The organism is Nocardioides dilutus, assembly GCF_054779555.1.
The window spans coordinates 1,877,128-1,899,715 of record NZ_BAAGYA010000001.1 but is presented as its reverse complement, the minus strand read 5'-3'; the positions used below and the strand labels follow the sequence as shown (position 1 = coordinate 1,899,715).

Sequence of the window (22,588 nt, the reverse complement as noted above, 5' to 3'; positions counted from 1 at the left end):
ACCCCTCGGAGTACGAGAGGTGGCGCGTCGAGTGTCTCGACGCGCTAGACGATGATGATCTGCTGCTGCATCACGGTCTCAGGCTACTAGACAGCGGACGATCCTGCCCGGGTGTCCACTGGGTGCCCCGCTGCTCGGCGAGCAGGCCGACAGCCAGCGCGGCCACGACCACCACGACGAACGCGACCGCCCACGAGCGCCAGGCCTTGGACAGCGGGTTGACCACCCGCGCCAGCGGCATCCGCACCCGCGACCCCCCGGGCCCGGTCCACACCGCGACCGCGAACGTCGTGCCGCACACAGCCAGGGTGAGCCGCTCCCCCGCCACGAACGCGTAGCAGAGCAGCGCGGCCGCGACCGCCAGGCCGGCGCTCCACACGACGAGCATGGTGGTGGTGGGGATCGAGCGCACCAGGTCCCAGGGGGTCCTGAGCAGGAACTGCGCCCCGTCGTACCACTTGCGGCCGCGGATCCGCCGCCGGGCGCCGGCAGCACTGGCGGCGAGGGAGCCGCTGCGCAGCACCCAGGTGAGGAGCACGAGTCCCAGCGACCCGAACCAGGGGTAGGCCGCGACGGCCCCGCCACAGACGAGGGCCACGGCCGTCAGGAGGGTCCCGCGGCGCAGGCGCTCCTGCCACGGCGGGCCGGTCGTGACCTCGGTCGCGGACCAGGCGTCGTCCCACTCGCGGTCGACGACGGTCTGGTTCTCGGTCAGGTGGCGGGTGTGGCCTGTCCCGTCGGGGTCCGCGATCACGTCGGTGAGCTCGTCGAGCGCGAGCGCCCCCGCAACCGCGAGCGGCATGGTCATCGGCTCGGGCTCCGCCGGCGCGACAGGGGCCTCCACGAGACCCGCGCGCGGCGCGAGTGCCTCTCGGATCTCGGTGAGCGTGGGGCGGTGGTGCGGCTCCGGGTGGAGCGCCTCGGCGAGCAGGGCGCGCAGCGGCTCGGGGATCCCTGACAGGTCGTGCTCGCCGCGCCGGACCCGGTCCATGATCGCCATCGACGGCCCACGACCGAACGGTGGCCGGCCGGTGGCGGCGTAGGCGACGGTGGCCGCCCACGAGTGGACGTCCGAGGCCGTGGTGGCGTCGTCGCCGTAGAGGATCTCGGGGGCCAGGTAGCCGGGGGTGCCCAGCAGCCAGCCGGTGTGCGTGAGCTTGGGGTCGTCGGCGACCCGCGCCAGGCCGAAGTCGATGAGGATCGGGGTCCGGCCCTCCATCAGCACGTTGCTCGGCTTGACGTCGCGGTGCAGCACGCCGACCGCGTGCACCGAGGCGACCCCTTCGGCGAGGCAGGCCGCGAACCAGGTGAGGTCCGGCCCCTCGATCGGCCCCTCCTCGTGCACGTGGTCATGAAGGGAGAGGCCTGGGACGTAGCGGGTCGCGACGTAGGGCACCGGCCCCCACGGGTCGGCGTCGACGATCTCGGCGACCCACCGGCTCCGGATCCGGCTCAGCGACGACACCTCGCGGGCCAGCCGCGCCCGCGCCTCGTCGTCGCCGACGATGTGGGGTCGCAGCACCTTCAGGGCGACCCGCTCGCCGTCGTCGCCACGCCGGGCGAGGTGGACGACGCCCATGCCGCCCTCGCCGATCTTGGCGAGCAGCGCGTAGTCGCCAACGGTCAGCGACGGGGTCGGGCTGGTCACGCCGATCAGACTAGATCGACGGGGCCCGGGTTCCCGTCACCTCAGCGAGGAGCCGGCGACGATCTGCCACGCCAGGGCGGACTTGGCCACCAGACTGAGCACGAGGTAGGTCTGCTCCCCGTAGTAGTAGTCCGACCAGGGCCCGAACCGGTAGTACTGAAGCCACTGGTTGACCCCGAAGCATGCCCAGAGGATGAACAGCGACAAGAAGATCGAGACGACGAAGTCCTGGTCATTGGGAGCATCCATCAGGTGCGCGGCGACGATCGACCACGGCACGAGCGCGGCCAGGACCCCGGACCAGAACGGGACCATCGTGGTCGTCCGGCGGTCCGGCGGGTTGAGCGACTCCTGCATCCAGCCGCAGACGATCATCACGATCGTCGCCGCGCCGATCACCACCAAGGGAGCGAGGTCGGTCACGCCGGTGTAGAGCGCGATGAGCAGCATCAGGATCGGGGCGCTCACCGCGAACTCCGCCCACCTGATCCGGTTGCGTCCGTGGGCGAGCTCGGCCTCGTAGAACCGACGCAGCAGGGTCGCACTGAGCCCGTGGTTGAGCGCGGCGGCGACGAAGTAGGCCGCCATGAGCACGCCGACCGAGACGTCGAGCAGGGACGACCCCGCGCTCGCTCCCGTCTGGTCGTGGATCGCGATGCGGGTGTCGCCCGCGATCACCAGGACGAGCACGGCCTGGACGAGGTGGACCACCGCCAGTCCGGCGTGCGCCGACCGGAACCTGCTGGCGGCGTGTCGGGGCGCGGTGCTCAGAGCCGGCGGCGTCGGCCGAACGAGCGTGAGCACATGACGCATCGGCCTCGCTTCCCCCCAGAACCGAGTCGTTGTTCGTCCAGCATGCCCCAGCGCCGCGACCCTGCCAAGGGCGGGGTCACAGCACTGGGGTAGGCGTGACGGGAGGGGGTCCGACGAGGCTCAGCGACGCGAGTTGCTCTGCGAGACCCCGCAGAACGAGCCGACGCCGTCGCCGCTGTAGAACACGGACAGTCCACCGTCGGCGGTCAGATCAGCGGCCACGTGGGGGTCGGAGACCCGCCGGGCCACGAAGCGCTGCACCGCCTCGATGTGGTCGCGGTAGAACGCCTCGAGTGCGTCCGGTTCGCCGGCGATCCGGACCAGCGGGTCGTAGAGGGTCACACCACTCCTTGGCCACGACGCCGCACAGCGTTACAGCGCCGCGCTACACGATCCGGTGCATCCACCCGAACGTGTCGTCGGCCCGGCCGAACTGGATGTCGACCAGCGCCTGGCGGATCCGGAAGGTCAGGTCGGTCGACGCCGGCGCGGGTGCCGTGCCGCCCGGCCACCGAAGCTCGCCGACCGGGGTCACCACGGCCGCTGTGCCGCACGCGAAGATCTCGACGATGTCGCCGCTGGCCACGCCCTCGCGCCACTCGTCGATGGAGAAGCGCCGCTCCTCGACCTGGTGGCCCATCTTGCCGGCGAGCTCGATGATCGAACCGCGGGTGATGCCCTCGAGGATGGTGCCCAGGGCCGGGGTGACGATCCGCCCGTCCTTGAAGACGAAGTACATGTTCATGCCGCCGAGCTCCTCGACGTAGGTCGCGGTCTCCTCGAGGAAGACGACCTGGTCGCAGCCCTGCTCGATCGCCTCCCGCTGCGGCAGCAGCGAGCTGGCGTAGTTGCCGCCGGTCTTGGCCGCACCCATGCCACCGCGGCCGGCCCGGGTGTAGTGCTCGGCGAGCCACAGGTTGATCGGCTTGATGCCGCCCTTGAAGTAGGAGCCGGCCGGGCTCGCGATGACCATGAAGGTCACGTGCTGCGCCGGACGGACGCCGAGGAAGGCCTCGGAGGCGAACATGAAGGGTCGGACGTAGAGGCTCTTCTCCCCCTCCTGGTCGGGCACCCAGCGCTGGTCGACGGTGACGAGCGCGTTGACGGCCTCGACGAAGTCCTCGACCTCGAGCACCGGCAGCGCCAGCCGCTGGCTGGAGCGCACCATCCGCGCGGCGTTCTCCTCGGGGCGGAACGACCAGACGGAGCCGTCCTCGTGCCGGTAGGCCTTCATCCCCTCGAAGATCTCCTGCGCGTAGTGCAGGACCGCGGTGGCGGGGTCGAGAGTGAGGGGGCCGTAGGGCTCGATCCGGGCGGCGTGCCAACCCGTGTCGGGCGTCCACTCCACCGTGAACATGTGGTCGGTGAAGTGTGTCCCGAAGCCGGGGTTGGCCAGGATCTCGGCGAGCTTCGCGTCGTCGACCTGGCGCTCGGAGAGCGTCTTGCTGATCTGCATGGACATCAAGGTATCTCTCGTCAGGCCAGGCGTGCAGCGACCGCGTCGCCGACCTCGGACGTACGCCGGGTAGCACCCGGTGCGCGTTCGGCGAGGTCGGCGATGACCGCTGCCTCCACGGCGGCGGCCGCCTCGGCGTAGCCGAGGTGGTCGAGGAGCAGCGCTCCGGACAGGATCGCGGCGGTGGGGTCGGCCTTCTGCTGGCCGGCGATGTCGGGGGCCGAGCCGTGCACGGGCTCGAACATGCTGGGTGCGGTCCGGTCCGGGTTGACGTTGCCGGAGGCGGCCAGGCCGATGCCGCCGGTGATCGCGGCGGCCAGGTCGGTGATGATGTCGCCGAACAGGTTGTCGGTGACGATCACGTCGAAGCGCGCGGGGTCGGTGGTCATGTAGATCATCGCGGCGTCGATGTGCATGTAGTCGGTGGCGACGTCGGGATGCTCCGCGGCGACCTCCTGGAAGAGCCGCCACCACACCGAGCCGGCGTGGACGAGCACGTTGGTCTTGTGGACCAGGGTGAGCTTCTTGCGGGCCCGCCTCTGGGCCCGGGCGAACGCGTCGCGGACGACGCGCTCCACGCCGTAGGCCGTGTTGACCGAGACCTCGGTCGCGACCTCGTGCGGAGTGCCGACGCGCAGCGCCCCACCGTTGCCCGTGTAGGGGCCCTCGGTGCCCTCGCGCACCACCACGAAGTCGACCTCGGCGCCGTTGAGGACATGGTCGGCAAGCGGGGAGGTGGCGCCCGGGAAGATCCGGGACGGCCGGAGGTTGACGTAGTGGTCGAGCTCGAACCGCAGCCGCAGCAGCAGGCCGCGCTCGAGGATCCCGGGCGGGAGGTTGGGGTCGTTGGGCTTGCCGCCCACCGCGCCCAGCAGGATCGCGTCGTGCTCGCGCACCTCGGCCAGCACCGAGTCGGGCAGCACCTCGCCGGTGGCGAGGTAGCGCTCGGCGCCGAGGTCGTAGCGGGTCTGCTCGACCTTGACGTCGGCGGGGACGGCCAGCTCGAGGACCTTGAGCGCCTCGGCGGTCACCTCCGGGCCGATGCCGTCGCCGGGGATGACTGCGAGCTTGATGGTCGTCGCCTCAGTGGTCACGTGGGCCGAGGCTAGTTGTCATCGGGCCGCTGGCCGCCGTTGTCCCGCAGGTCGAGCGACTCCTGCAGCGCTGCCACCGTGTTCTCGTGGCTGCGCGGGTTGTCGGGGTGATGGCTTGCCGGGCCCCAGTCGGGATACATGTCGTACATGGTCGTGCTCCTCGTGGATGGATCAGTCAGTGGATCGCTGAGATGAGTCGGTGTGGCCAAGGACGCCCCGCGACGGGGACGTTCCGACTCGTGGATCGCACGAGGGTGGAGCCTGGCTGCTGGCGGATCACGCTTGCCAAGGATCTGACACTGAGCGAGGGGGTCCGCGTCGCGGGGGCGTCTCGACCTGTTAGCTCGATAGAGCTGGAGTGAGAAGCCACGCAACGCCGACCACCGCGGCGAGGTGGCCTCTCGTCAGGCCTCGCCGCGGCGCTCGATGAGTACGAACACGCTCCGCATGGTGCGAGGAGGGTACCCCCGGGTCGGGTCCGGGCGCCTCCGGTTACGGCGAGTGTTTCGGCATCCGAGACGGCGGACCCGAAATGCGAGACCTGGGCAGAGACTCAGTCAGTGAGTCACCCACCCGAGCTACCCGAGATCGTCAACCGTGCGTTCGACGTCTCGCGCCGAGCCGGCTATGTCTCGTTCTGCCGCAACGAGACCGGGCGGCTGCTCGCCATGCTGGCCGCGACCCGGGACGGCACGATGGCAGAGTTCGGCACCGGCTGCGGGGTCGGTACGGCGTGGCTGCGCTCCGGCGTCCGGGGCGAGAAGGCCCGGATCATCACCGCCGAGCTCGACGCCCGGCTGGCCCAGGCGGCCACGGAGATCTTCGCCGACGACCCCTTGGTCGAGGTCCTGGCCGCCGACTGGTCGACGCTGCTCGACAAGGGCCCCTTCTCGCTGCTGTTCCTCGATTCCGGCCAGCCCACCGAGGTCGGTGTGGACGCGGTGGCCGACCTCGTCGAGGGCGGCGGGATCGTCGTGCTGGACGACTTCACCCCCTGCGAGGTCTGGCCGCCCATCACCAACGGCCGGGTCGACACCCTCCGTGAGGAGTGGCTGACCGACGAGCGGTTCACCACCGTCGAGGTCATGGTCGCCTCCGACGCCTCCACCCTGATCGCCACCCGCCGCTGACCAGGGCCGAACGGCCCCTAAGACCACTGGGTCGCTACACTTCGGGCTGAGGGGAGTACTTCCTCGTCCCGCACCGGTCACTACGGCGCTACCCGGCGCCCCGGACGGGAGCCGACCGTCGTCAGGTCGGTGAAGGAGACCTCGGCCGATCCAACGACCGAGGTGTCTCATGTCCAGCTCCGTGGCCGGTCCCGGCCTGTGGGCGGCCTGCATCGCTGCCGTCCTCCTCCTGCTCGCTCTCGACTTCGCCCTCACCCGCAGGCCCCACGAGGTCTCGATGCGGGAGGCCGTGGCGTGGTCGTCGTTCTACGTTGCCCTCCCCCTGCTGTTCGGGGTCTACGTCTGGCAGCGGTTCGGCGCCGACCGAGGCGTGGAATACCTGACCGGCTACCTGGTCGAGAAGTCCCTGAGCGTCGACAACCTGTTCGTCTTCATGCTGCTGCTGACGGCGTTCGCGGTCCCACGGGCGCTGCAGCAGCGGGTCCTGCTCTACGGGATAGTCGGCGCCTTGATCCTGCGCGGGATCTTCATCGCACTCGGCGCGGCCGCCCTGGCCAGGTTCGACTGGGTCTTCCTGGTGTTCGGGGCGGTGCTGGTCCTCACCGCGGTGAAGATCCTCCGCGACGCCGTGCGCGGTCACGACCACGAGGTCGACATCGAGTCGATGCGCTCGGTGCGCCTGATGCGCCGCCTGATGCCGGTCACGGACGACTACCGAGGCCCGCGTCTCCTGGTGCGGGAGCACGGCCGCCGGGCGCTGACCCCGTTCGCCCTGGTCGTCGTGGCCGTCCTGGCCACCGACGTCGTCTTCGCCGGCGACTCCGTGCCGGCCGTCTACGGCATCACCGAGGACCCGTTCCTCGTCTTCGTCACCAACGCGTTCGCACTGCTGGGGCTGCGCGCCCTCTACTTCGTCCTCGAAGGGGCACTCGCGTCGTTGGTCTACCTGGGCTACGGGTTGGCGGCGATCCTGGCCTTCATCGGAGTCAAGCTCGTCCTCCACTGGGCGCACGGCATCTGGGTCGCGGTCCCCGAGGTGCCGACCCTGTGGTCGCTGGGCGTCATCGTGGTCGCCCTGGCGCTCACCGTGACGCTGAGCCTGCGGGGCCCGGGGCGGCGAGCGGCACGATCCAGGCCGGCAGCATCCGCTGGGTGAGCGGCCCGATGGCGAGCGCGTAGAGCACCGTGCCGAGACCGAGCACGCCACCCAGCGCCAGGCCGATGAGCACGACCGCGACCTCGAGGCCGGTCCGGACCAGGCGGATCGAGAGGCCGGTACGCCGCGCCAGCCCGGTCATCAGGCCGTCGCGCGGGCCACGGCCCAGCTGGGCACCGATGTACATCGCGGTCGCGAGCCCGCACAGCACCACCCCACCGACGGTGAGCGCGACCCGGGCCGCAAGGGCGTCGGGGCGGTCGAGCAGCCAGAGCGTGGCGTCGGCGGAGAAGCCGATCACGAAGGCGTTGGAGATGGTGCCGATGCCCGGGGTCTCGCGCAGCGGGACCCAGAGGACGAGGACCACGAAGCTCATCAGGACGACCGCCTGGCCCAGGGTGATGGGAACGTGCCGAATGAGGCCGGAGTGCAGGACGTCCCAGGGCGCCAGCCCCAGGTCGCCGCGGACCATCATCGCCAGGGAGACGCCGTAGAGCACCAGCCCGACGAACAGCTGGGGCAGCCGGCGGCCGAGGCGGCCGGCGCGGAGCTGCGCGATCGGGCCGAGGTCGGACAGGACCGGGATGGGCAGGGCCGGGCGCGGCGCGGCGGTCGTGGTCACCCCACCATGGTCTCGCCAAGTGGCCTTCTCAGAAATAGCCAATCGTGGGACAGTGGCCTGCATGGAACGTTCCGCCTCGGCAACCGCCGCGATCAGCGCCGCTCGCACCGCCGCCCTCGTCGGTGACTTCGACCGCTCGCCTGCCTATGCGGGACTCGCCGAGGCCCTCGTGCTCCTCATCGGCGACGGCCGGATCGGCCAGGGCACCCGCCTCCCCAGCGAGCGAGAGCTCACCGAGGAGCTCGGGGTCTCCCGGACCACCGTCACCCGGGCCTACGCCGCGCTCCGCGACGCCGGCTACGCCGAGGCGCGCCAGGGGTCCGGCACCTTCACCCGAGTCCCGGGCGGCCGGGCCCGCGCCCACGACCGGGCGCTGCTCCCCCGGCCCGGCGACCACGACGCCATCGACCTCAACTGCGCCGCGCCGTCCGCCCCGCCCCAGCTCGCGGCGGCGTACGCCGAGGCGGCCGCCCTGCTGCCGGCCTACCTCGGTGGGCACGGCTACTTCCCGGCCGGACTGCCCGAGCTGCAGGCCGCGATCGCCCGCACCTACGACGAGCGCGGGCTGCCCACCGACCCCGGTCAGGTCATGGTGACCTCCGGCGCCCTCGCCGCGGCGGCGATCGTGGCCAAGGCGCTTGCCGGCCCCGGCGACCGGGTGCTCGTCGAGTCGCCCGTCTACCCCAACGCCACCGAGGCGCTGCGCAACAGCGGCGCCCGGCTCGCGGCCTCGCCCGTGGACCCGGACGGCTGGGACCTCGACGCGGTGCGCGCGGCGCTCCGGCAGACGTCGCCGCGGCTGACCTACCTGATCCCGGACTTCCAGAACCCCACGGGGCTGCTGATGAGCGACGAGGAGCGGGAGTCGTACGCCGCCCTTGTGAGGAGAGCCAGGACGGTCGCGGTCGTCGACGAGGCCCACCAGGCCCTCGCCCTCGAGGGCCAGGCGATGCCCCGGCCGTTCGCGGCCTACTCCCCCGGGACCGTCACCGTCGGCAGCGCCAGCAAGAGCTTCTGGGGTGGCCTGCGGCTCGGCTGGGTGCGGGCACCGCACGACCTCGTCGACCGGCTGACCCGGGCGCGGGTCAGCATGGACCTCGGCGCACCGGTGCTCGAACAGCTCGTCCTGCTGCGGCTGCTCGAGCATCCGGCCGACACGCTGAGCGCCCATCGCTCGCGGCTGCGCGAGCAACGGGACGCGCTGGTCGCCGCGCTGCGCACCCACGTCCCGGCCTGGGACTTCCGGGTGCCGACGGGCGGGCTGGCGCTGTGGTGCCGGCTCCCGGAGGCGCTCGGCACTGCCGTGGCCGCCGCCGCCGAGCGGCACGGCGTCATCGTCGCCCCGGGACCGGTGTTCGCCGCCGAAGGCGGGCTCGACCGCTTCGTGCGGATCCCGTGGACCAAGCGGCCCGAGGATCTGGCCCTCGCCGCCGAGCGGATCGGCGTCGCGTGGGACGAGGTCGAGGGGCGGCGTACGGCGGCGGGGCCGACCCGCCGGGTGATGGTCGCTTAGCTCGACCTCGCGCCGACTTCGGGCGAGCGTTGCGAGCGGAGCGAGCGTTGCGAGCGGAGCGAGCGCGCCCCGCGATCGGTCCGGTGCCCACGAGGGACGGCGAAGCTCGCGAGCGGAGCGAGCGTCCGTCGTGGGTCCGGGCCGAAGCTCGCGGGGGTTTAGGAGATGTCGACTGCGCGGACCGAGGCTGCGTCGATGGCGTGCTCGATCTCCTCGAGCGTCTCGGCGGAGATCGAGGTGTCGACCGAGAGTGCGACCAGGGCGTGCCCGCCCTTCTCGTCGCGGGCTACCTGCATTCCGGCGATGTTGACGCCGGCGGCGCCCAGGAGCTGGCCGACAGTGCCGACCATCCCGGGGCGGTCCTCGTACATGAAGAACGCCAGGTGGTCGGTGGGTTCGAGGTCGACGTTGAAGCCGTTGACCTCGACGAGCCGCTCGCGCTGGTGGATGCCGACCAGAGTGCCGCTCACCGAGACCTGCGACCCGTCGGCCAGGGTGCCCCGGATGGTGATCAGGTTGCGGTGGTCGGGGCTCTCGGAGTCGGTGACCAGCCTGACGGCGGTGCCGCGCTCGGCCGCGAGCAGCGGCGCGTTGACGTAGGAGACCTGGTCCTCGACCACATCGGTGAAGACACCCTTGAGCGCGGCCAGCTCGAGCACCTTGACGTCGTAGGCGGTGATCTCGCCGCGCACCTCGACGTCGATCTGCTGGGCGACCTCGCCGGCGAGCGCGGTGAAGACCCGGCCGAGCTTCTCGGTGAGGGGGATGCCCGGGCGGACGTCCTCGGCGATCACACCGCCCTGGACGTTGACCGCGTCGGGCACCAGCTCACCGGAGAGCGCGAGACGCACCGATCGGGCCACGGAGATGCCGGCCTTCTCCTGAGCCTCGTCGGTCGAGGCGCCGAGGTGCGGGGTGGCCACCACGTTGTCGAGCTCGAACAGCGGACTGTCGGTGCACGGCTCGGTCGCGAAGACGTCGAGACCCGCGGCGGCGACCCGGCCCTCCTTGAGGGCCGCGTAGAGCGCGGCCTCGTCGACGATGCCGCCTCGGGCGGCGTTGACGAGGACCAGCGACGGCTTCACCCGGTGCAGCTGCTCGTCGCCGATCAGACCGAGGGTCTCAGGGGTCTTGGGCAGGTGCACCGACATGAAGTCGGACTCGGCAAGCAGGGTGTCGAGGTCGACGAGCCGGACCCCCATCTGGGCCGCGCGGCCCGCCTGGACGTAGGGGTCGTAGGCGATGACCGACATCCCGAACGAGCTGAGCCGCTGCGCCACCAGCACCCCGATCCGGCCCAGGCCGACGATGCCGACGGTCTTCTCGTAGAGCTCGATGCCGGTGTACTTCGAGCGCTTCCACTCGCCGTTGCGCAGTGCCGCGTGGGCGGGCGAGATGTGCCGGGCGGCCGCGAGCATCAGGGCGACGGCGAGCTCGGCGGCCGAGACGATGTTGGACGTCGGTGCGTTGACGACCATGACGCCGGACTGGGTGGCGGTGCGGACGTCGACGTTGTCGAGCCCCACCCCGGCCCGGGCGATGACCTTGAGTCGCTTGGCCGCCGCCAGCGCCTCGGCGTCCACCTTGGTCGCGGAGCGGACGAGGAGCGCATCGGCGTCGACGATCGCGGACAGGAGCTCCGCGCGGTCGGCGCCGTCGCAGTGGCGCACGTCGAAGTCCGGTCCCAGAGCCTCGATGGTGGCCGGGCTCAGCGACTCCGCGATCAGGACGATCGGCTTGCTCACAGCGGTGTCTCCCACATGGGTGGCAGGTGGTGGAACAGGGTGGCTGCACGACGCTGTGCCAGTCGGCCACAGTACCCGACCGGGGCCATACTCACGGGGGTGACCGATCCGTGCGTCATGGTGGTGCGCACCGCGCCCAGGGCCTCGCCACTCCTCGAGGCGCTGGTGGTCACGCTGCACGACGGACGGCCCGGCTTCTCGGCGCGGTTCGCCGAGGTGCGCCAAGTCGAGGGCGCCCCCCTGCTGCTCTACGCCGAGGGCGCCGTCGAGCCGACACACACCGGCTTGGCGAACGTGCTGCGCTCCGGCGCGGCGTACGACGAGGTGCGCGGCCGGACCCGGGCGGCCGAGCCCTGGTGGGCGCGCGGCGCACGTCGCGCGGACAACGCCGTCGTGGTGCTGGAGATCGACGGGCCTCAGGCGGGCAACGACTGACCGTGCACGGCATGCGCGTCGGCCCAGGCACGCTCGAGCACCTGCGCGAACACCTCCGTGGGCTGGGCTCCGGCGAGGCCGTACTTCCGGTCGACGACGTAGAACGGCACTCCCCCGGCCCCATAGGCGCGGGCCTGGGCGATGTCGGCCGCGACCGCCTCGGCGTACTCGTCGGATGACAGGACCTGGTCGACTCGGACCGGGTCGAGGCCCGTCTCGACGGCGACCCGGCGGAGCACGGCGTGGTCGCCCATCGACTCACCGCCGCCGAAGTACGCCGAGAGCAGCCCTTCCTTGAGCTCCGCCTGGAGCCCGGCGGCCTTGGCGAGGTGCAGCAGCCGGTGCGCGTCGACGGTCCGGGCGTGGGGTGTGTCGGCGTGCCGGAACGTCAGGCCGGCCGCCGCGGCCGCGCCGTCCGCGCGGGCCATCAGCGCGCGGGCGCCCTCGACGTCGGTGCCGAACTTCTTGGCCAGCGACTCGACGGTGGTCTCGACGGGCACCTGCGGAGCAGTCGGGTCCAGCTCGAAGGAGCGGTAGACGATCTCGACCTCGTCGCGGTGCGCGAAGCCCGCGAGCGCCTCCTCCAGGTGTCGCTTGCCGATGTAGCACCACGGGCAGACCACGTCGGACCAGATGTCGATGCGCACGACCGCCCAACAGGCGACCCACGGCCGATGTTCCCGGGGTCGACCCCGAGGTCTCCTCAGGGTCCGGCCGGGGGTCGCTCGGGAGCCGTCCCCGATGTGGCCGGGCCGCGATGGCCCGAGGCTGGAGCCATGATCGAAGTCAGCCACCTGTCCAGGACGTACGGCAGCCTGCACGCCGTCGACGACGTCACCTTCACCGCCGAGCCGGGCCGGGTCACCGGCTTCCTGGGGCCTAACGGCGCCGGTAAGTCCACCACCATGCGGGTGATGGTCGGCCTCACGCCCGCCAGCTCGGGGTCGGCCACCGTGCTCGGTCGCCACTACGCCGAGCTGCCCAACCCCGGTCGTGAGGTCGGCGTCCTCCTCGACGCCTCCGCCCAGCACGCCGGCCGCACCGGCCGCGAGACCCTGCGGGTCGCGGCCCGCACCATGGGCCTGCCCGGCTCGCGCGCCGAGGAGATGATCGACCTGGTCGGCCTCACCCCGACCGAGGCCGGCCGCCGGGTCAAGAACTACTCGCTCGGCATGCGCCAGCGGCTCGGCATCGCCACCGCGTTGATCGGCGACCCCGAGGTCCTGATCCTCGACGAGCCCGCCAACGGCCTGGACCCGGCAGGCATCCGGTGGATGCGCGACCTCCTCCGGGGTTTCGCCGACCAGGGCGGCACGGTGCTGCTCTCCTCGCACCTCCTCCACGAGATCGAGGTCATCGCCGACGACCTGGTCGTGATCGGCCAGGGCCGGATCGTGGCCCACGGCACCAAGGCCGAGCTGCTGGCCGCCGCCGGCACGCTGGTCCGCTCGAGCGCGACCACCGAGCTCAGCCAGGCGCTCACCGCCTCCGGCATCACCACCACCCGCTCCGGACCGGACGTCCTGCGCGCCGACGCCGAGCCCGAGCTCGTCGGCCAGGTCGCCCTGGCCGCCGGCATCGCCCTCCTCGAGCTGCGCGCCGCCGACGGCGCCGGCCTCGAGGAGATGTTCCTCGACCTCACTGCAGACACAGCCCGCGAAGGAGTCGCAGCATGACCACCCTCACCGTCAGCCCGGACGCCACCCAGGAGGTGGCGCCGGCCGCCCGGCCGGCCCGGGAGACCCCGGCCCGGATCCCGTTCACGCGGGTCCTCCAGGTCGAGCTCATCAAGATGTTCGACACCCGCTCGGGGTTCTGGCTCATGGTCGGCATCGCCGCGTCGGCGCTGATCGCCACCGGAGCCGTCATCGCGTTCGCGCCCGACAACGAGATCGTCTACGACAACTTCGGGGCGGCCATCGGCATCCCGATGGTGTTCCTCCTGCCGGTCATGGCGATCCTCTCGGTCACCTCCGAGTGGAGCCAGCGCAGCGGCCTGACCACGTTCACCCTGGTCCCGCACCGCAACCGGGTGCTCGCGGCCAAGGCGATCGTCGCGATCGCGGTGGGCGCCGTGGCCATCGGCGTGGCCCTGGCGATCGGCGCCGTCGGCAACGTCGTCGGCGCTGCCATCGTGGGCGTGGACCCGGTGTGGGACATCTCCTTCAACCAAGCCGTGACCCTGGTCTTCGCCAACGTGCTGAACCTGATGATCGGCTTCATGCTCGGCGTGCTGATCCGCAACTCCCCGGGCGCCGTCGTCGGCTACTTCATCTACGGCTTCGTGCTTCCCCCGCTGACGATGCTGCTGGCCCAGCTCAACGACTGGTGGAAGGACGCCCAGCCCTGGCTGGACTTCAACTTCGCCCAGGGACCGCTGTACGACGACGGCGGCCTGACCAGCACGGACTGGGCCCACCTCGCGGTCGCCGGCTCGATCTGGCTGCTGGTGCCCCTGGCGGTCGGCCTGTTCCTGGTCCGCCGGTCCGAGGTGAAGTAGCGCTCCACGCGAGCCGACTGTGGCGCACGTCGCCCCTGCGGGGGTGGCGTGCGCCACGGTGCCGTGCGGCCCACGACGTTACGGTCGGGCAATGCTCCCTCGGAGGTTCCTCGCGCGCGCCCTGGTCGTTCCCGTCGTTGCCGTCGGGAGCGTCGTGCTGGGCACACCACCTGCGCAGGCCGCGCTGACGGGCACGGTCTCGGCCGAGGACTTCGTGCTGCGCAACAAGTGCCGCAACCAGCCGGTCGACTATGCCCTCGCCGTCAGCCCGGACACGCTGCTGTGGCAGGTCAAGCTCACCATGGTCGGCCCTCGGGGCACGACCTCCGAGGGCGTCGACCTCTCGTCGGTCGACGGCGACGCCACCAGCGGGACGGTCGAGTTCCTCATCTGCGGCTCCGCCACTCCCGGCACCTACACGGTGCGGACCACGGGCACCTATCAGGTCGTCCCCCTGGTCAACCTCCCGGTCGAGGTGGCGGAGGACACCTTCGAGGTGCGGCGCACCGCGACCCGGACCACGATCTCCCGCACGCACCTGGACGGCGACCGTTATCGCCTGTTCGCCAAGGTCACCGACGAGCGGCGCCGGGGCTTCAAACCGACCAACAGCGCCGAGGTGGTGTTCCAGCGGCGGGTCGACGGCGTGTGGAAGGTCATCCCCGGGTCCAGGACGCTCACCGACCACGGCCTGGCCACGGCGGTCGTGACCGCTGCTGCCGGCACCCGGGTCCGAGCCGTCACCAAACCCGATGGCTACCTGGGCGGCTCCACGTCGCGCTCGGCCAAGCTCCGCACATAGAAGATGCGGAACTGCCGCGAATCCCGCCTGGCGTGACATATCGTTCCACCGTCCATAGTCCTAGGCGTCTCTCCGGGTAGGCGCGAGACCTGACGGGGATCCCGAACGGATGTCGATAGACCAACACCTTGTCGCGTCACGCCGTGCGGGCCTCGCGGTCCTGATCGCGCTGTGCCTCACCGTGCCGGCGTTCCAGGGGCTGACGTCGACTGCGTCGGCGGCCAGCGGCTCCGCGGCCTACGACCGCTCGATCAACGCCGCGACCTGCGACCTGCTCGGCCGGGTCTACTCCAAGGGCGCCGGTTGCTCGCGCACGAGGTGCGTGGCCGGCGCCACGCTCTTCCGCAAGGTCTACGGCGCCGAGGCCTGCCAGCTCCGGGGGCAGGGCGACTACGGGTTCGTCTCGACCATCGACTTCCGCCGCTGCGCCGACCTCGGTCGCCGCTGGATCAGCCAGGTCAACTTCTGCGCGTCCTACCCGGACCGCTCGGTCACCGCGGTCTACGACGCGCCACAGTGCGTGGGCGCCCGCAGCGTCTACGTCCCCAACACCGAGGCCGACGGCTACTACGACGAGTGCCTGACACCGGCTCGGGTCGACGAGCTCGTGGGCTTCGCCCGGAGCTCGGGCGCCAACCTCACCGCGGAGGCGTCGCTGCGCTCCAGCGTGCAGTGCCAGGACCGACCCGGGCAGGTCTACGTCGACGGCAAGTGCGTGACCGACACCGGCCCACGGCCCACCAAGGGCGGGGTGGTCATGATCGGCGACTCGCTCACCTGGCGCGGCACTGACGAGCTCGGCCGGATGCGGCGGACGTTCACCCTCGACGGCGAGCCGGCGCGCCGGATCAGCGAGCTGCAGGGCCGGCTGGACTACTACGTGTCGGGCCACGGTCAGCCCACCGGCCTGATCATCGCGCTTGGCGCCGTACCCCCGCCCGCCGGCTATGGGAAGTCCGACCTGGCCCGCACGGTCAAGCGGGTGCCGCGCTCCACCAAGGTCATGTTCGTGCTGCCGTACGCCGCACTGCCCTCCGGCAACACCTCGCCGAGGACCACCAAGATCGGCGGCTGGATGCGCGCGATCGCGAAGTCCCGCGGCCGAACCTGCGTGGCCGACTGGCCGGCGTTCGTGCGTTCGCGTCCCGGTCTGCTCCAGGACGGCGTGCACGTGAAGACCAACCAGGAGAAGTCCTGGGCGAAGTTCGTGTCCCAGCAGTGGGGACGCTGCTAGGACTTCTCGTAGCCTGCACGGATGGCGACCCTCATCCTGACCGTCCTCGGCGACGACCGTCCCGGTCTGGTCTCCGCCATCTCGGCGCCGATCAGCGCCCACGACGCGAGCTGGGAGCGCAGCCAGATGTCGCGGCTGGCAGGCAAGTTCGCCGGCATCGTGGTGGTCTCGGTGGCCGAGGCTCACCTCGACGCGCTCACCGCCGATCTCCGCGCGCTGTCGGAGCTCGGGCTCCAAGTGCTCGTCGAGCGTGCCGACGAGCCCGCGGCCGGGGAGACGCTGCGCCTGTCGCTCGACCTGCTCGGCGCCGACCACCCCGGGATCGTCACCGAGATCTCCGCCTGCCTGGCCGCCCACCACATCAACATCGAGGAGCTCAGCACCGACGTGCGCGACGCCCCGATGTCCGGCGGCACCATCTTCCAGGCCCACGCCGTCCTGACCGCCCCGCTCACCGCGAGCACCGACGATCTGCGCTCGCTGCTCGAGGGGCTGGCCGACGAGCTGATGGTCGAGATTCGGCTGTCGGACGAGTGAGGGCTGGGTCGGGGTCCAACCAGGGCTGATCCCGATGGTGTGCGACTGCTGGGCGAGGCACGATGGAGCCATCAGCCAAGCAACCGGAGGAACACCATGAACGACGTCCGCGCCACCTTCGCCAACCAGGGCCTCATCCGCCCCCGGGACGGCAGGATCCTCGGCGGTGTCTGCGCCGGGATCGGACGCCGGTTCGGCCTCACGCCGTGGATCTCGCGGCTGCTGTTCGTGCTGATCCTGATGGTCATCCCGGGCAGCCAGCTGCTGATCTACCCGGTGCTGTGGATCCTGATGCCGGCCGAGGAGAACCTCACCTACTCGGTTCCGGGCGCTCCGCACCCGGCTCCGTGACCGAGGTCTGCCAAGCGGCCTGCGTGAACTCGCGCAGGTAGGTGACGGCGGCCTGGCCCGAGCCCTTCAACACCGCCGACAGCACCAGGACCCCGTCCTTCAGCTGGGCGTGCTCGACCCACGGCAGTTCCGTGCGTGTCTCACCGATCACCACGGTGAACACGGCCCCCTGGCTGCGGTCGTGCACGGGCTCGAGGATCTCCATGGCAGTCGACCCCGCTCAGTTCCGCGCGGCGGAGCCCTCGACGTAGTCGGTGTCGTGGCTCTTCACCCACGCCATCAGCTTGCGCAGCTCGCGACCGGTCTGCTCGATCGGGTGGGCTGCGCTCTTCTCCCGGAACGCGTTGAACTCCGGCGAGCCTGCGTCCATGTCGGCGATGAAGTGCTTGGCGAACGAGCCGTCCTTGATCTCGGCGAGGACCTGCTTCATGTTCTCCTTGACCTGGGGTGTGATCACCCGCGGCCCGGAGACGTAGTCGCCGAACTCGGCGGTGTCGGAGACCGACCAGCGCTGCTTGGCGATGCCGCCCTCGTACATGAGGTCGACGATCAGCTTGAGCTCGTGCAGGCACTCGAAGTAGGCGACCTCGGGCTGGTAGCCCGCCTCGGTGAGCACCTCGAAGCCGTACATGATCAGCTGCGAGGCGCCACCGCACAGCACGGCCTGCTCACCGAACAGGTCGGTCTCGGTCTCCTCGGTGAACGTCGTCTTGATGCCGCCGGCGCGCAGGCCGCCGATCGCCTTGGCGTAGGACAGGGCGAGCGGCCACGCGTTGCCGGACGGGTCCTTCTCGACGGCGACGAGCACCGGGACGCCGCGGCCGTCGACGTACTCGCGGCGGACCAGGTGACCGGGCCCCTTGGGGGCGACCATGAAGACGTCGACGCCCTCGGGCGGGGTGATGTATCCGAAGCGGATGTTGAAGCCGTGGCCGAAGACCAGGGTGTCACCGGGGGCGAGCGCGGGCTCGATCTCCTCGGCGTAGAGCTTCCGCTGGTGCTGGTCGGGCGCCAGGATCACGATGACGTCGGCCTCCTCGGCGGCCTCCGCCGGCGTGACGACCCGCAGCCCCTCCGCCTCGGCCTTGGCGCGGCTCTTGGAGCCAGGCTGCAGGCCGACCCGGACGTCGACGCCCGAGTCACGCAGGCTCAGCGCGTGGGCATGGCCCTGGCTGCCGTAGCCGATCACCGCCACGTTCTTGCCCTGGATCAGGGCGAGGTCGGCGTCGTCGTCGTAGAACATCTCAGCCACTGAGGGGCTCCTTGCTGATTGTCGGGCGTTGTGAGGGCGTGGTGGGAATCGGGGTGGTCGGGATCGGCACGGGGCGCAGCGAGCGCTCCGAGATCGAGCGGGGGCCGCGACCGATGGCGACCATGCCGGACTGCACGAGCTCACGGATCCCGAAGGGCTCCATGATCCGCAGGAAGTCGGCGATCTTGCCGGCGTTGCCCGTCACCTGGACGGTGACGGCGTCCGCGGCCACGTCGATGACCTTGGCGCGGAAGAGCTGGACGGTGTCGAGCACCTGGCCCCGGTTGTCCGCGGTCGCGGACACCTTGACGAGCACGATCTGGCGGGTCACCGAGGTCTCCGGGTCGAGCTCGACGATCTTGATGACCTCGACCAGCTTGTTGAGCTGCTTGGTCACCTGCTCGAGCGGCGACTCCTCGACGTTGACCACGATCGTCATCCGGGACACGTCGGCGGACTCGGTGGGGCCGACCGCCAGGGACTCGATGTTGAAGCCGCGGCGGCTGAACAGACCGGCGATCCGGGCCAGGACGCCTGGCTTGTCCTCGACGAGGACCGAGAGCGTGTGCCTACTCATGACTAGAGATCGTCCTCGTCGAAGTCGGGCGCGAGGTCACGCGCGTACTTGATGTCGTCGTTGCTGGTGCCGGCGGCGACCATCGGCCAGACCATGGCGTCGCGGTGGACCCGGAAGTCCACCACGACCGGGACGTCGTTGATCTCCATCGCCTTGTTGATGGTCGCGTCGACGTCCTCGGCGGTATCGCAGGCCAGACCCACGCAGCCGTAGGCCTCGGCGAGCTTGACGAAGTCGGGGATCCGCTTCGACTCGAGGTCGGTGTTGGAGTAGCGCGAGTTGTAGAACAGCGTCTGCCACTGGCGCACCATCCCCAGCGACTCGTTGTTGATCACCGCGACCTTGATCGGGATGCCGTTGATCGCGCAGGTGGCGAGCTCCTGGTTGGTCATCTGGAAGCAGCCGTCGCCGTCGATCGCCCACACCGTGGAGTCCGGCATCCCGACCTGCGCGCCCATCGCGGCCGGGACCGCGAAGCCCATCGTCCCGAGCCCGCCGGAGTTGATCCAGGTCTTGGGCTTCTCGTAGCCGACATAGTGGGCGGCCCACATCTGGTGCTGGCCCACGCCGGCGGTGTAGATCGTGTCCGGGCCGGCGATCGCGCCGAGCCGCTCGATGACGTACTGCGGTGCGAGACCCTCCTCGCTCGTGTCGTAGCCGAGGGGGTACTTGCCCTTGACCCCCGCCAGGAACTGGACCCAGGCCTCGTAGTCACCCGTGTTGCCGTTGTCGGCCTCGGCGCGCAGCGCGGCGACCAGGTCACCGATCACCTCGCGGGCGTCGCCGACGATCGGCACGTCGGCGTGCCGGTTCTTGCCGATCTCGGCCGGGTCGATGTCGGCGTGGATGACCTGGGCGCCCGGAGCGAAGGAGTCGAGGTTGCCGGTGACCCGGTCGTCGAACCGGGCGCCGAGGCTGATGATCAGGTCGCTCTTCTGGAGCGCCGCCACCGCCGCCACCGTGCCGTGCATGCCGGGCATGCCGAGGTGCTGGGGGTGGCTGTCCGGGAACGCACCGCGGGCCATCAGGGTGGTGACGACCGGCATTCCGGTGAGCTCGGCCAGGGTGCGCAGCTCGGCAGAGGCGCCGGCGCGGATCGTGCCGCCGCCGACGTAGAGCACCGGGCGGCGCGACTCCAGCATCAGCCGGGTCGCCTCCCGGATCTGTTTGGCGTGCGGCCGGGTGACGGGGCGGTAGCCGGGCAGGTGCAGCTCGCTGGGCCACTGGAACGTCGTGGTCGCCTGCAGGGCGGACTTGGCGACGTCGACCAGCACCGGGCCGGGCCGGCCGGTCGAGGCGATGTAGAACGCCTCCGCGATCCGCCGCGGGATCTCGTCCGCGTCGGTCACCAGGAAGTTGTGCTTGGTTATCGGCATCGTGATGCCGCGGATGTCGGCCTCCTGGAAGGCATCGGTGCCGATCGCGGCGGCGCCGACCTGTCCGGTGACGGCGACCATCGGCACGGAGTCCATGTGGGCGTCGGCGATCGGCGTCACCAGGTTGGTGGCGCCCGGCCCGGAGGTCGCCATGCAGACGCCGACCCGGCCGGTGGCCGCGGCGTAGCCCTGGGCCGCGTGCCCGGCACCCTGCTCGTGCCGCACTAGGATGTGCCGGATGGTGGAGTCCATCAGGGGGTCGTAGGCCGGGAGGATCGCCCCGCCGGGGATGCCGAAGATGTGCTCGACCCCGGCCGCCTCCAAGGAGGTGATCAGGCTCTGCGCCCCGGTGATCTGCTCAGTCATGGTTCTGGGTCTCCTGCGTGGGGATGTCGGCGGTACTCATGAAAAAGCCCCTCTGTTGTCAGAGCAACGAGGGGCGACGCGTCCGGGAAGGACGCGTCATACGAGTACGAGGAGCGGGTGCCGCATGGGAGGAACGGTAACGCACCGTCCCAGGATCCGGAACGGGAGTCTCACCCTTCGTCGTAGCGGCCCTCGGGGGTGCACACGCAGGCCTTGTTGCCGTGCCGGTCGGCCAGGACCCAGAAGGCGGGGGCGTGCTCGTCGGTGACCAGCGTGCCGCCGGCCGCGAGCGCGGCGTCGATGCGCTCCTGGGCGACCTCGATCGGCACGACGACGTCGTAGTGGAAGCGCTGCTGGACCTCACCGGAGGCGGACTCCGAGTCCTGGAACCACAGCGCCGTACGGCGGCCGCCCGGATCCTCGACCTGTCGGCCGTCGCCGCGCACTTCGTAGCCCAGCACTGCCGCCCAGAAGTCCCGCACGTCCTCGGGTGCCGGGACGTCGAGCGCGATCTCGAGTGCGGTCGTCTCGGTGGGCGCCGCAGAGATGTCGAGCTCGGCGGCGATCTCGCTGATCCGCCGGGCCAGGTCGAGGTCGCGGCTCGTCACGCCACCGACGTCGTGGCTGACCAGCCGGACGTCGAGGGTCGGGTAGGAGAGGTCGAGATCGGGGTGGTGGTCGGCCTCCTCGGCCACCTCGCCGATCCGGTTGGCGAGCTCGAGACCCTTGACGAAGCTGCCGGTCCTGAACCGGGCGTGCAGGATGCCGAGCAGCCAGCGCCAGTCGTCGAGGCCGCTGTCGCGGACCTCCGGGTAGCCGATGATCCGCTTCGGGTCACTCATGGCAGCACCACCTGTCCTATCGGTCCGGGGTTGTAGGCGATCTCCCAGCGGTATCCGTCCGGGTCGCCGAAATAGCCGGTGTAGCCGCCCCAGTCGCGCTCCACCGCCTTGTGCACGGGAGCGGCGCCGGCCTGCAGCGCGGTCGCGAGGACGTCGTCGACCTCGGACTTGGTGGGCACGTTGTGGGCGATGGTGAACGGCGCGACGCCGGCCTGGGGACGCCACCCGATCGGGCCGACCTCGGCCTCGAAGTGGTCACGGTCCCAGAGCGAGAGCACGAGGTGCTCGCCGACCTGGACCATCACCACGTCACCCTCGGCCTCGAACGCGGCGTTCCAGCCGAGGCCGTCGAGGTAGAACCGCCGGCTGGCCTCGAGGTCGGCCACCGCGAACGAGACGAACGAGATCCGCTGGTCCATCACCCCAACCTGTCACGCACGTCCGACAATGCAAGCCGCTGCCGGCCGTCCTCGTCGAAGTTGCCCGGCTGCAGCCACGTCTGCAGCGCCTGCTTCACCTTCGGCCACTCCGCGTCAGTGACCGAGAACCAGTCGGTGTCGCGGTTGCGTCCCTTGGTGACCATGTGGTTCCGGAAGCGGCCCTCGTAGGTGAAGCCGAGCCGGAGCGCCGCCTGGCGCGACGGCTCGTTGAGCGCGTCGCACTTCCACTCGAAGCGCCGGTAGCGCAGCCCGTCGAAGAGGTAGCGCATGAGCAGGTAGGTCGCCTCGGTGGTCGCCGGCGTCTTCTGCAGCGTCCGCGCATAGACGACCGCGGCCACCTCGGCCTGGCCGTGCGCCGGGTCGATCCGGTAGAGCGAGGTCAGGCCGGACGCCTCGTAGCCGTGCGGCACGACGACCCAGGTGAGGTTCTCCGTGGAGCCCATCCACTCGTCGACCAGGTCGGCCATCGCCGACTCGGAGGCGGGTGGCGGAGTGGGCCGGTAGGTCCAGAGCGGTCCGTCGCCGGGCCCGGCGAGCGTGGCCTGCAACGCCGGGACGTGTCTGGTCGACACCGGCTGGAGGGCGACGTACTTCCCCACCAGGCCGATCCGCGCCGGGCGCTCGCGCGGGGTCCAGGCCGGCTGGACCAGGTCTCCGACGGGCTGGCCGAACTCGTTGACGTCAGGCACCCGAGCACCG

Annotated in this window: 26 protein-coding genes; 10 read left to right on the top strand and 16 right to left on the bottom strand. The window is 71.0% G+C overall.

The genetic code is table 11. From position 1 onward, the window contains the following. Nucleotides 1–70: 70 nt before the first annotated feature. The 6 genes from ACYVC6_RS09275 to ACYVC6_RS09250 form a co-directional block, all read right to left on the bottom strand. Nucleotides 71–1,648: a serine/threonine-protein kinase gene (locus tag ACYVC6_RS09275; RefSeq protein ID WP_460713207.1), complete on the bottom strand. Its 1,578-nt coding sequence runs from the start codon at nt 1,646–1,648 to the stop codon at nt 71–73. A gap of 36 nt (nt 1,649–1,684) precedes the next feature. After that, the gene (gene heR / locus ACYVC6_RS09270; protein ID WP_460713205.1) at nt 1,685–2,461 is read right to left on the bottom strand and encodes a heliorhodopsin HeR; all 777 of its coding nucleotides are present in this window, start codon (nt 2,459–2,461) and stop codon (nt 1,685–1,687) included. A 120-nt stretch (nt 2,462–2,581) separates the two neighbouring features. Further along, nucleotides 2,582–2,803, bottom strand: a complete 222-nt coding sequence (locus ACYVC6_RS09265; RefSeq protein ID WP_460713203.1) for a hypothetical protein — start codon at nt 2,801–2,803, stop codon at nt 2,582–2,584. 43 nt (nt 2,804–2,846) lie between these two features. Then, nucleotides 2,847–3,917, bottom strand: a complete 1,071-nt coding sequence (locus tag ACYVC6_RS09260) for a branched-chain amino acid aminotransferase (protein WP_460713201.1) — start codon at nt 3,915–3,917, stop codon at nt 2,847–2,849. A 20-nt stretch (nt 3,918–3,937) separates the two neighbouring features. Further along, entirely contained in the window at nt 3,938–5,011 is a 1,074-nt protein-coding gene (locus ACYVC6_RS09255; protein WP_460713199.1) for a 3-isopropylmalate dehydrogenase, read from the bottom strand. Nucleotides 5,012–5,022: 11 nt separating this feature from the next. Then, the gene (locus ACYVC6_RS09250; RefSeq protein ID WP_460713197.1) at nt 5,023–5,160 is read right to left on the bottom strand and encodes a hypothetical protein; all 138 of its coding nucleotides are present in this window, start codon (nt 5,158–5,160) and stop codon (nt 5,023–5,025) included. Nucleotides 5,161–5,571: 411 nt separating this feature from the next. Here ACYVC6_RS09250 and ACYVC6_RS09245 point away from each other — a divergent pair, with 411 nt between their 5' ends. Both ACYVC6_RS09245 and ACYVC6_RS09240 read left to right on the top strand, forming a co-directional pair. After that, nucleotides 5,572–6,141: an O-methyltransferase gene (locus tag ACYVC6_RS09245; RefSeq protein WP_460713195.1), complete on the top strand. Its 570-nt coding sequence runs from the start codon at nt 5,572–5,574 to the stop codon at nt 6,139–6,141. Nucleotides 6,142–6,310: 169 nt separating this feature from the next. Then, nucleotides 6,311–7,297, top strand: a complete 987-nt coding sequence (locus ACYVC6_RS09240; protein WP_460713193.1) for a TerC family protein — start codon at nt 6,311–6,313, stop codon at nt 7,295–7,297. On the opposite strand, the gene yczE is transcribed toward ACYVC6_RS09240, so the two are convergent. After that, nucleotides 7,224–7,919, bottom strand: a complete 696-nt coding sequence (yczE, locus tag ACYVC6_RS09235; protein WP_460713191.1) for a membrane protein YczE — start codon at nt 7,917–7,919, stop codon at nt 7,224–7,226. The genes ACYVC6_RS09240 and yczE overlap by 74 nt on opposite strands. A gap of 61 nt (nt 7,920–7,980) precedes the next feature. Here yczE and yczR point away from each other — a divergent pair, with 61 nt between their 5' ends. Continuing rightward, entirely contained in the window at nt 7,981–9,432 is a 1,452-nt protein-coding gene (yczR, locus tag ACYVC6_RS09230) for a MocR-like transcription factor YczR (RefSeq protein ID WP_460713189.1), read from the top strand. 158 nt (nt 9,433–9,590) lie between these two features. On the opposite strand, the gene serA is transcribed toward yczR, so the two are convergent. Further along, nucleotides 9,591–11,177 carry a phosphoglycerate dehydrogenase gene (gene serA, locus ACYVC6_RS09225; protein ID WP_460713187.1) on the bottom strand — a complete coding sequence of 529 codons (1,587 nt, stop codon included), beginning with the start codon at nt 11,175–11,177 and terminating at the stop codon, nt 9,591–9,593. A 99-nt stretch (nt 11,178–11,276) separates the two neighbouring features. Between serA and ACYVC6_RS09220 the strand changes: the two genes are divergently transcribed. After that, nucleotides 11,277–11,612: a hypothetical protein gene (locus ACYVC6_RS09220; protein ID WP_460713185.1), complete on the top strand. Its 336-nt coding sequence runs from the start codon at nt 11,277–11,279 to the stop codon at nt 11,610–11,612. Here ACYVC6_RS09220 and ACYVC6_RS09215 read toward each other — a convergent pair. Beyond that, nucleotides 11,594–12,259: a DsbA family oxidoreductase gene (locus tag ACYVC6_RS09215; RefSeq protein ID WP_460713184.1), complete on the bottom strand. Its 666-nt coding sequence runs from the start codon at nt 12,257–12,259 to the stop codon at nt 11,594–11,596. The two genes, ACYVC6_RS09220 and ACYVC6_RS09215, sit on opposite strands and share 19 nt — an antisense overlap. A gap of 129 nt (nt 12,260–12,388) precedes the next feature. Here ACYVC6_RS09215 and ACYVC6_RS09210 point away from each other — a divergent pair, with 129 nt between their 5' ends. From ACYVC6_RS09210 to ACYVC6_RS09185, 6 genes are all read left to right on the top strand, one after another. Beyond that, the gene (locus ACYVC6_RS09210) at nt 12,389–13,288 is read left to right on the top strand and encodes an ABC transporter ATP-binding protein (protein WP_460713182.1); all 900 of its coding nucleotides are present in this window, start codon (nt 12,389–12,391) and stop codon (nt 13,286–13,288) included. Beyond that, nucleotides 13,285–14,112 (top strand): ABC transporter permease, encoded by an 828-nt coding sequence (locus ACYVC6_RS09205; RefSeq protein ID WP_460713180.1) that lies wholly within the window; start codon nt 13,285–13,287, stop codon nt 14,110–14,112. The genes ACYVC6_RS09210 and ACYVC6_RS09205 overlap by 4 nt, the downstream gene beginning before the upstream one ends. Nucleotides 14,113–14,203: 91 nt before the next feature. Beyond that, nucleotides 14,204–14,914 carry a hypothetical protein gene (locus ACYVC6_RS09200; RefSeq protein ID WP_460713178.1) on the top strand — a complete coding sequence of 237 codons (711 nt, stop codon included), beginning with the start codon at nt 14,204–14,206 and terminating at the stop codon, nt 14,912–14,914. Between the two features lie 109 nt (nt 14,915–15,023). Then, nucleotides 15,024–16,148, top strand: a complete 1,125-nt coding sequence (locus tag ACYVC6_RS09195) for an SGNH/GDSL hydrolase family protein (RefSeq protein ID WP_460713176.1) — start codon at nt 15,024–15,026, stop codon at nt 16,146–16,148. A 21-nt stretch (nt 16,149–16,169) separates the two neighbouring features. Next, entirely contained in the window at nt 16,170–16,685 is a 516-nt protein-coding gene (locus tag ACYVC6_RS09190) for a glycine cleavage system transcriptional repressor (protein ID WP_460713174.1), read from the top strand. Between the two features lie 96 nt (nt 16,686–16,781). Then, nucleotides 16,782–17,036 (top strand): PspC domain-containing protein, encoded by a 255-nt coding sequence (locus ACYVC6_RS09185; protein ID WP_460713172.1) that lies wholly within the window; start codon nt 16,782–16,784, stop codon nt 17,034–17,036. Here the strand turns inward: ACYVC6_RS09185 and ACYVC6_RS09180 are convergent. The 7 genes from ACYVC6_RS09180 to ACYVC6_RS09150 all read right to left on the bottom strand — a co-directional run bounded on the left by ACYVC6_RS09180 (nt 16,996) and on the right by ACYVC6_RS09150 (nt 22,578). Beyond that, entirely contained in the window at nt 16,996–17,241 is a 246-nt protein-coding gene (locus ACYVC6_RS09180; RefSeq protein ID WP_460713170.1) for a hypothetical protein, read from the bottom strand. The two genes, ACYVC6_RS09185 and ACYVC6_RS09180, sit on opposite strands and share 41 nt — an antisense overlap. 15 nt (nt 17,242–17,256) lie before the next feature. Next, nucleotides 17,257–18,288, bottom strand: coding sequence for a ketol-acid reductoisomerase (gene ilvC, locus ACYVC6_RS09175; protein WP_460713168.1), 1,032 nt, complete (start codon nt 18,286–18,288; stop codon nt 17,257–17,259). Beyond that, complete coding sequence (gene ilvN, locus ACYVC6_RS09170) at nt 18,281–18,865, bottom strand: acetolactate synthase small subunit (protein WP_460713166.1); 585 nt, start codon at nt 18,863–18,865, stop codon at nt 18,281–18,283. Before ilvN ends, ilvC begins: the two co-directional genes overlap by 8 nt. A gap of 2 nt (nt 18,866–18,867) precedes the next feature. Then, nucleotides 18,868–20,607, bottom strand: coding sequence for an acetolactate synthase large subunit (locus ACYVC6_RS09165; protein WP_460713164.1), 1,740 nt, complete (start codon nt 20,605–20,607; stop codon nt 18,868–18,870). Nucleotides 20,608–20,777: 170 nt separating this feature from the next. Continuing rightward, a complete protein-coding gene (locus tag ACYVC6_RS09160) occupies nt 20,778–21,449 on the bottom strand; it encodes a 4a-hydroxytetrahydrobiopterin dehydratase (RefSeq protein WP_460713162.1) in 672 nt (223 codons plus the stop codon). Beyond that, the gene (locus ACYVC6_RS09155; protein WP_460713160.1) at nt 21,446–21,868 is read right to left on the bottom strand and encodes a VOC family protein; all 423 of its coding nucleotides are present in this window, start codon (nt 21,866–21,868) and stop codon (nt 21,446–21,448) included. The genes ACYVC6_RS09160 and ACYVC6_RS09155 overlap by 4 nt, the downstream gene beginning before the upstream one ends. Next, nucleotides 21,868–22,578, bottom strand: a complete 711-nt coding sequence (locus ACYVC6_RS09150; protein WP_460713158.1) for a GNAT family N-acetyltransferase — start codon at nt 22,576–22,578, stop codon at nt 21,868–21,870. Before ACYVC6_RS09150 ends, ACYVC6_RS09155 begins: the two co-directional genes overlap by 1 nt. Nucleotides 22,579–22,588 lie beyond the last annotated feature (10 nt).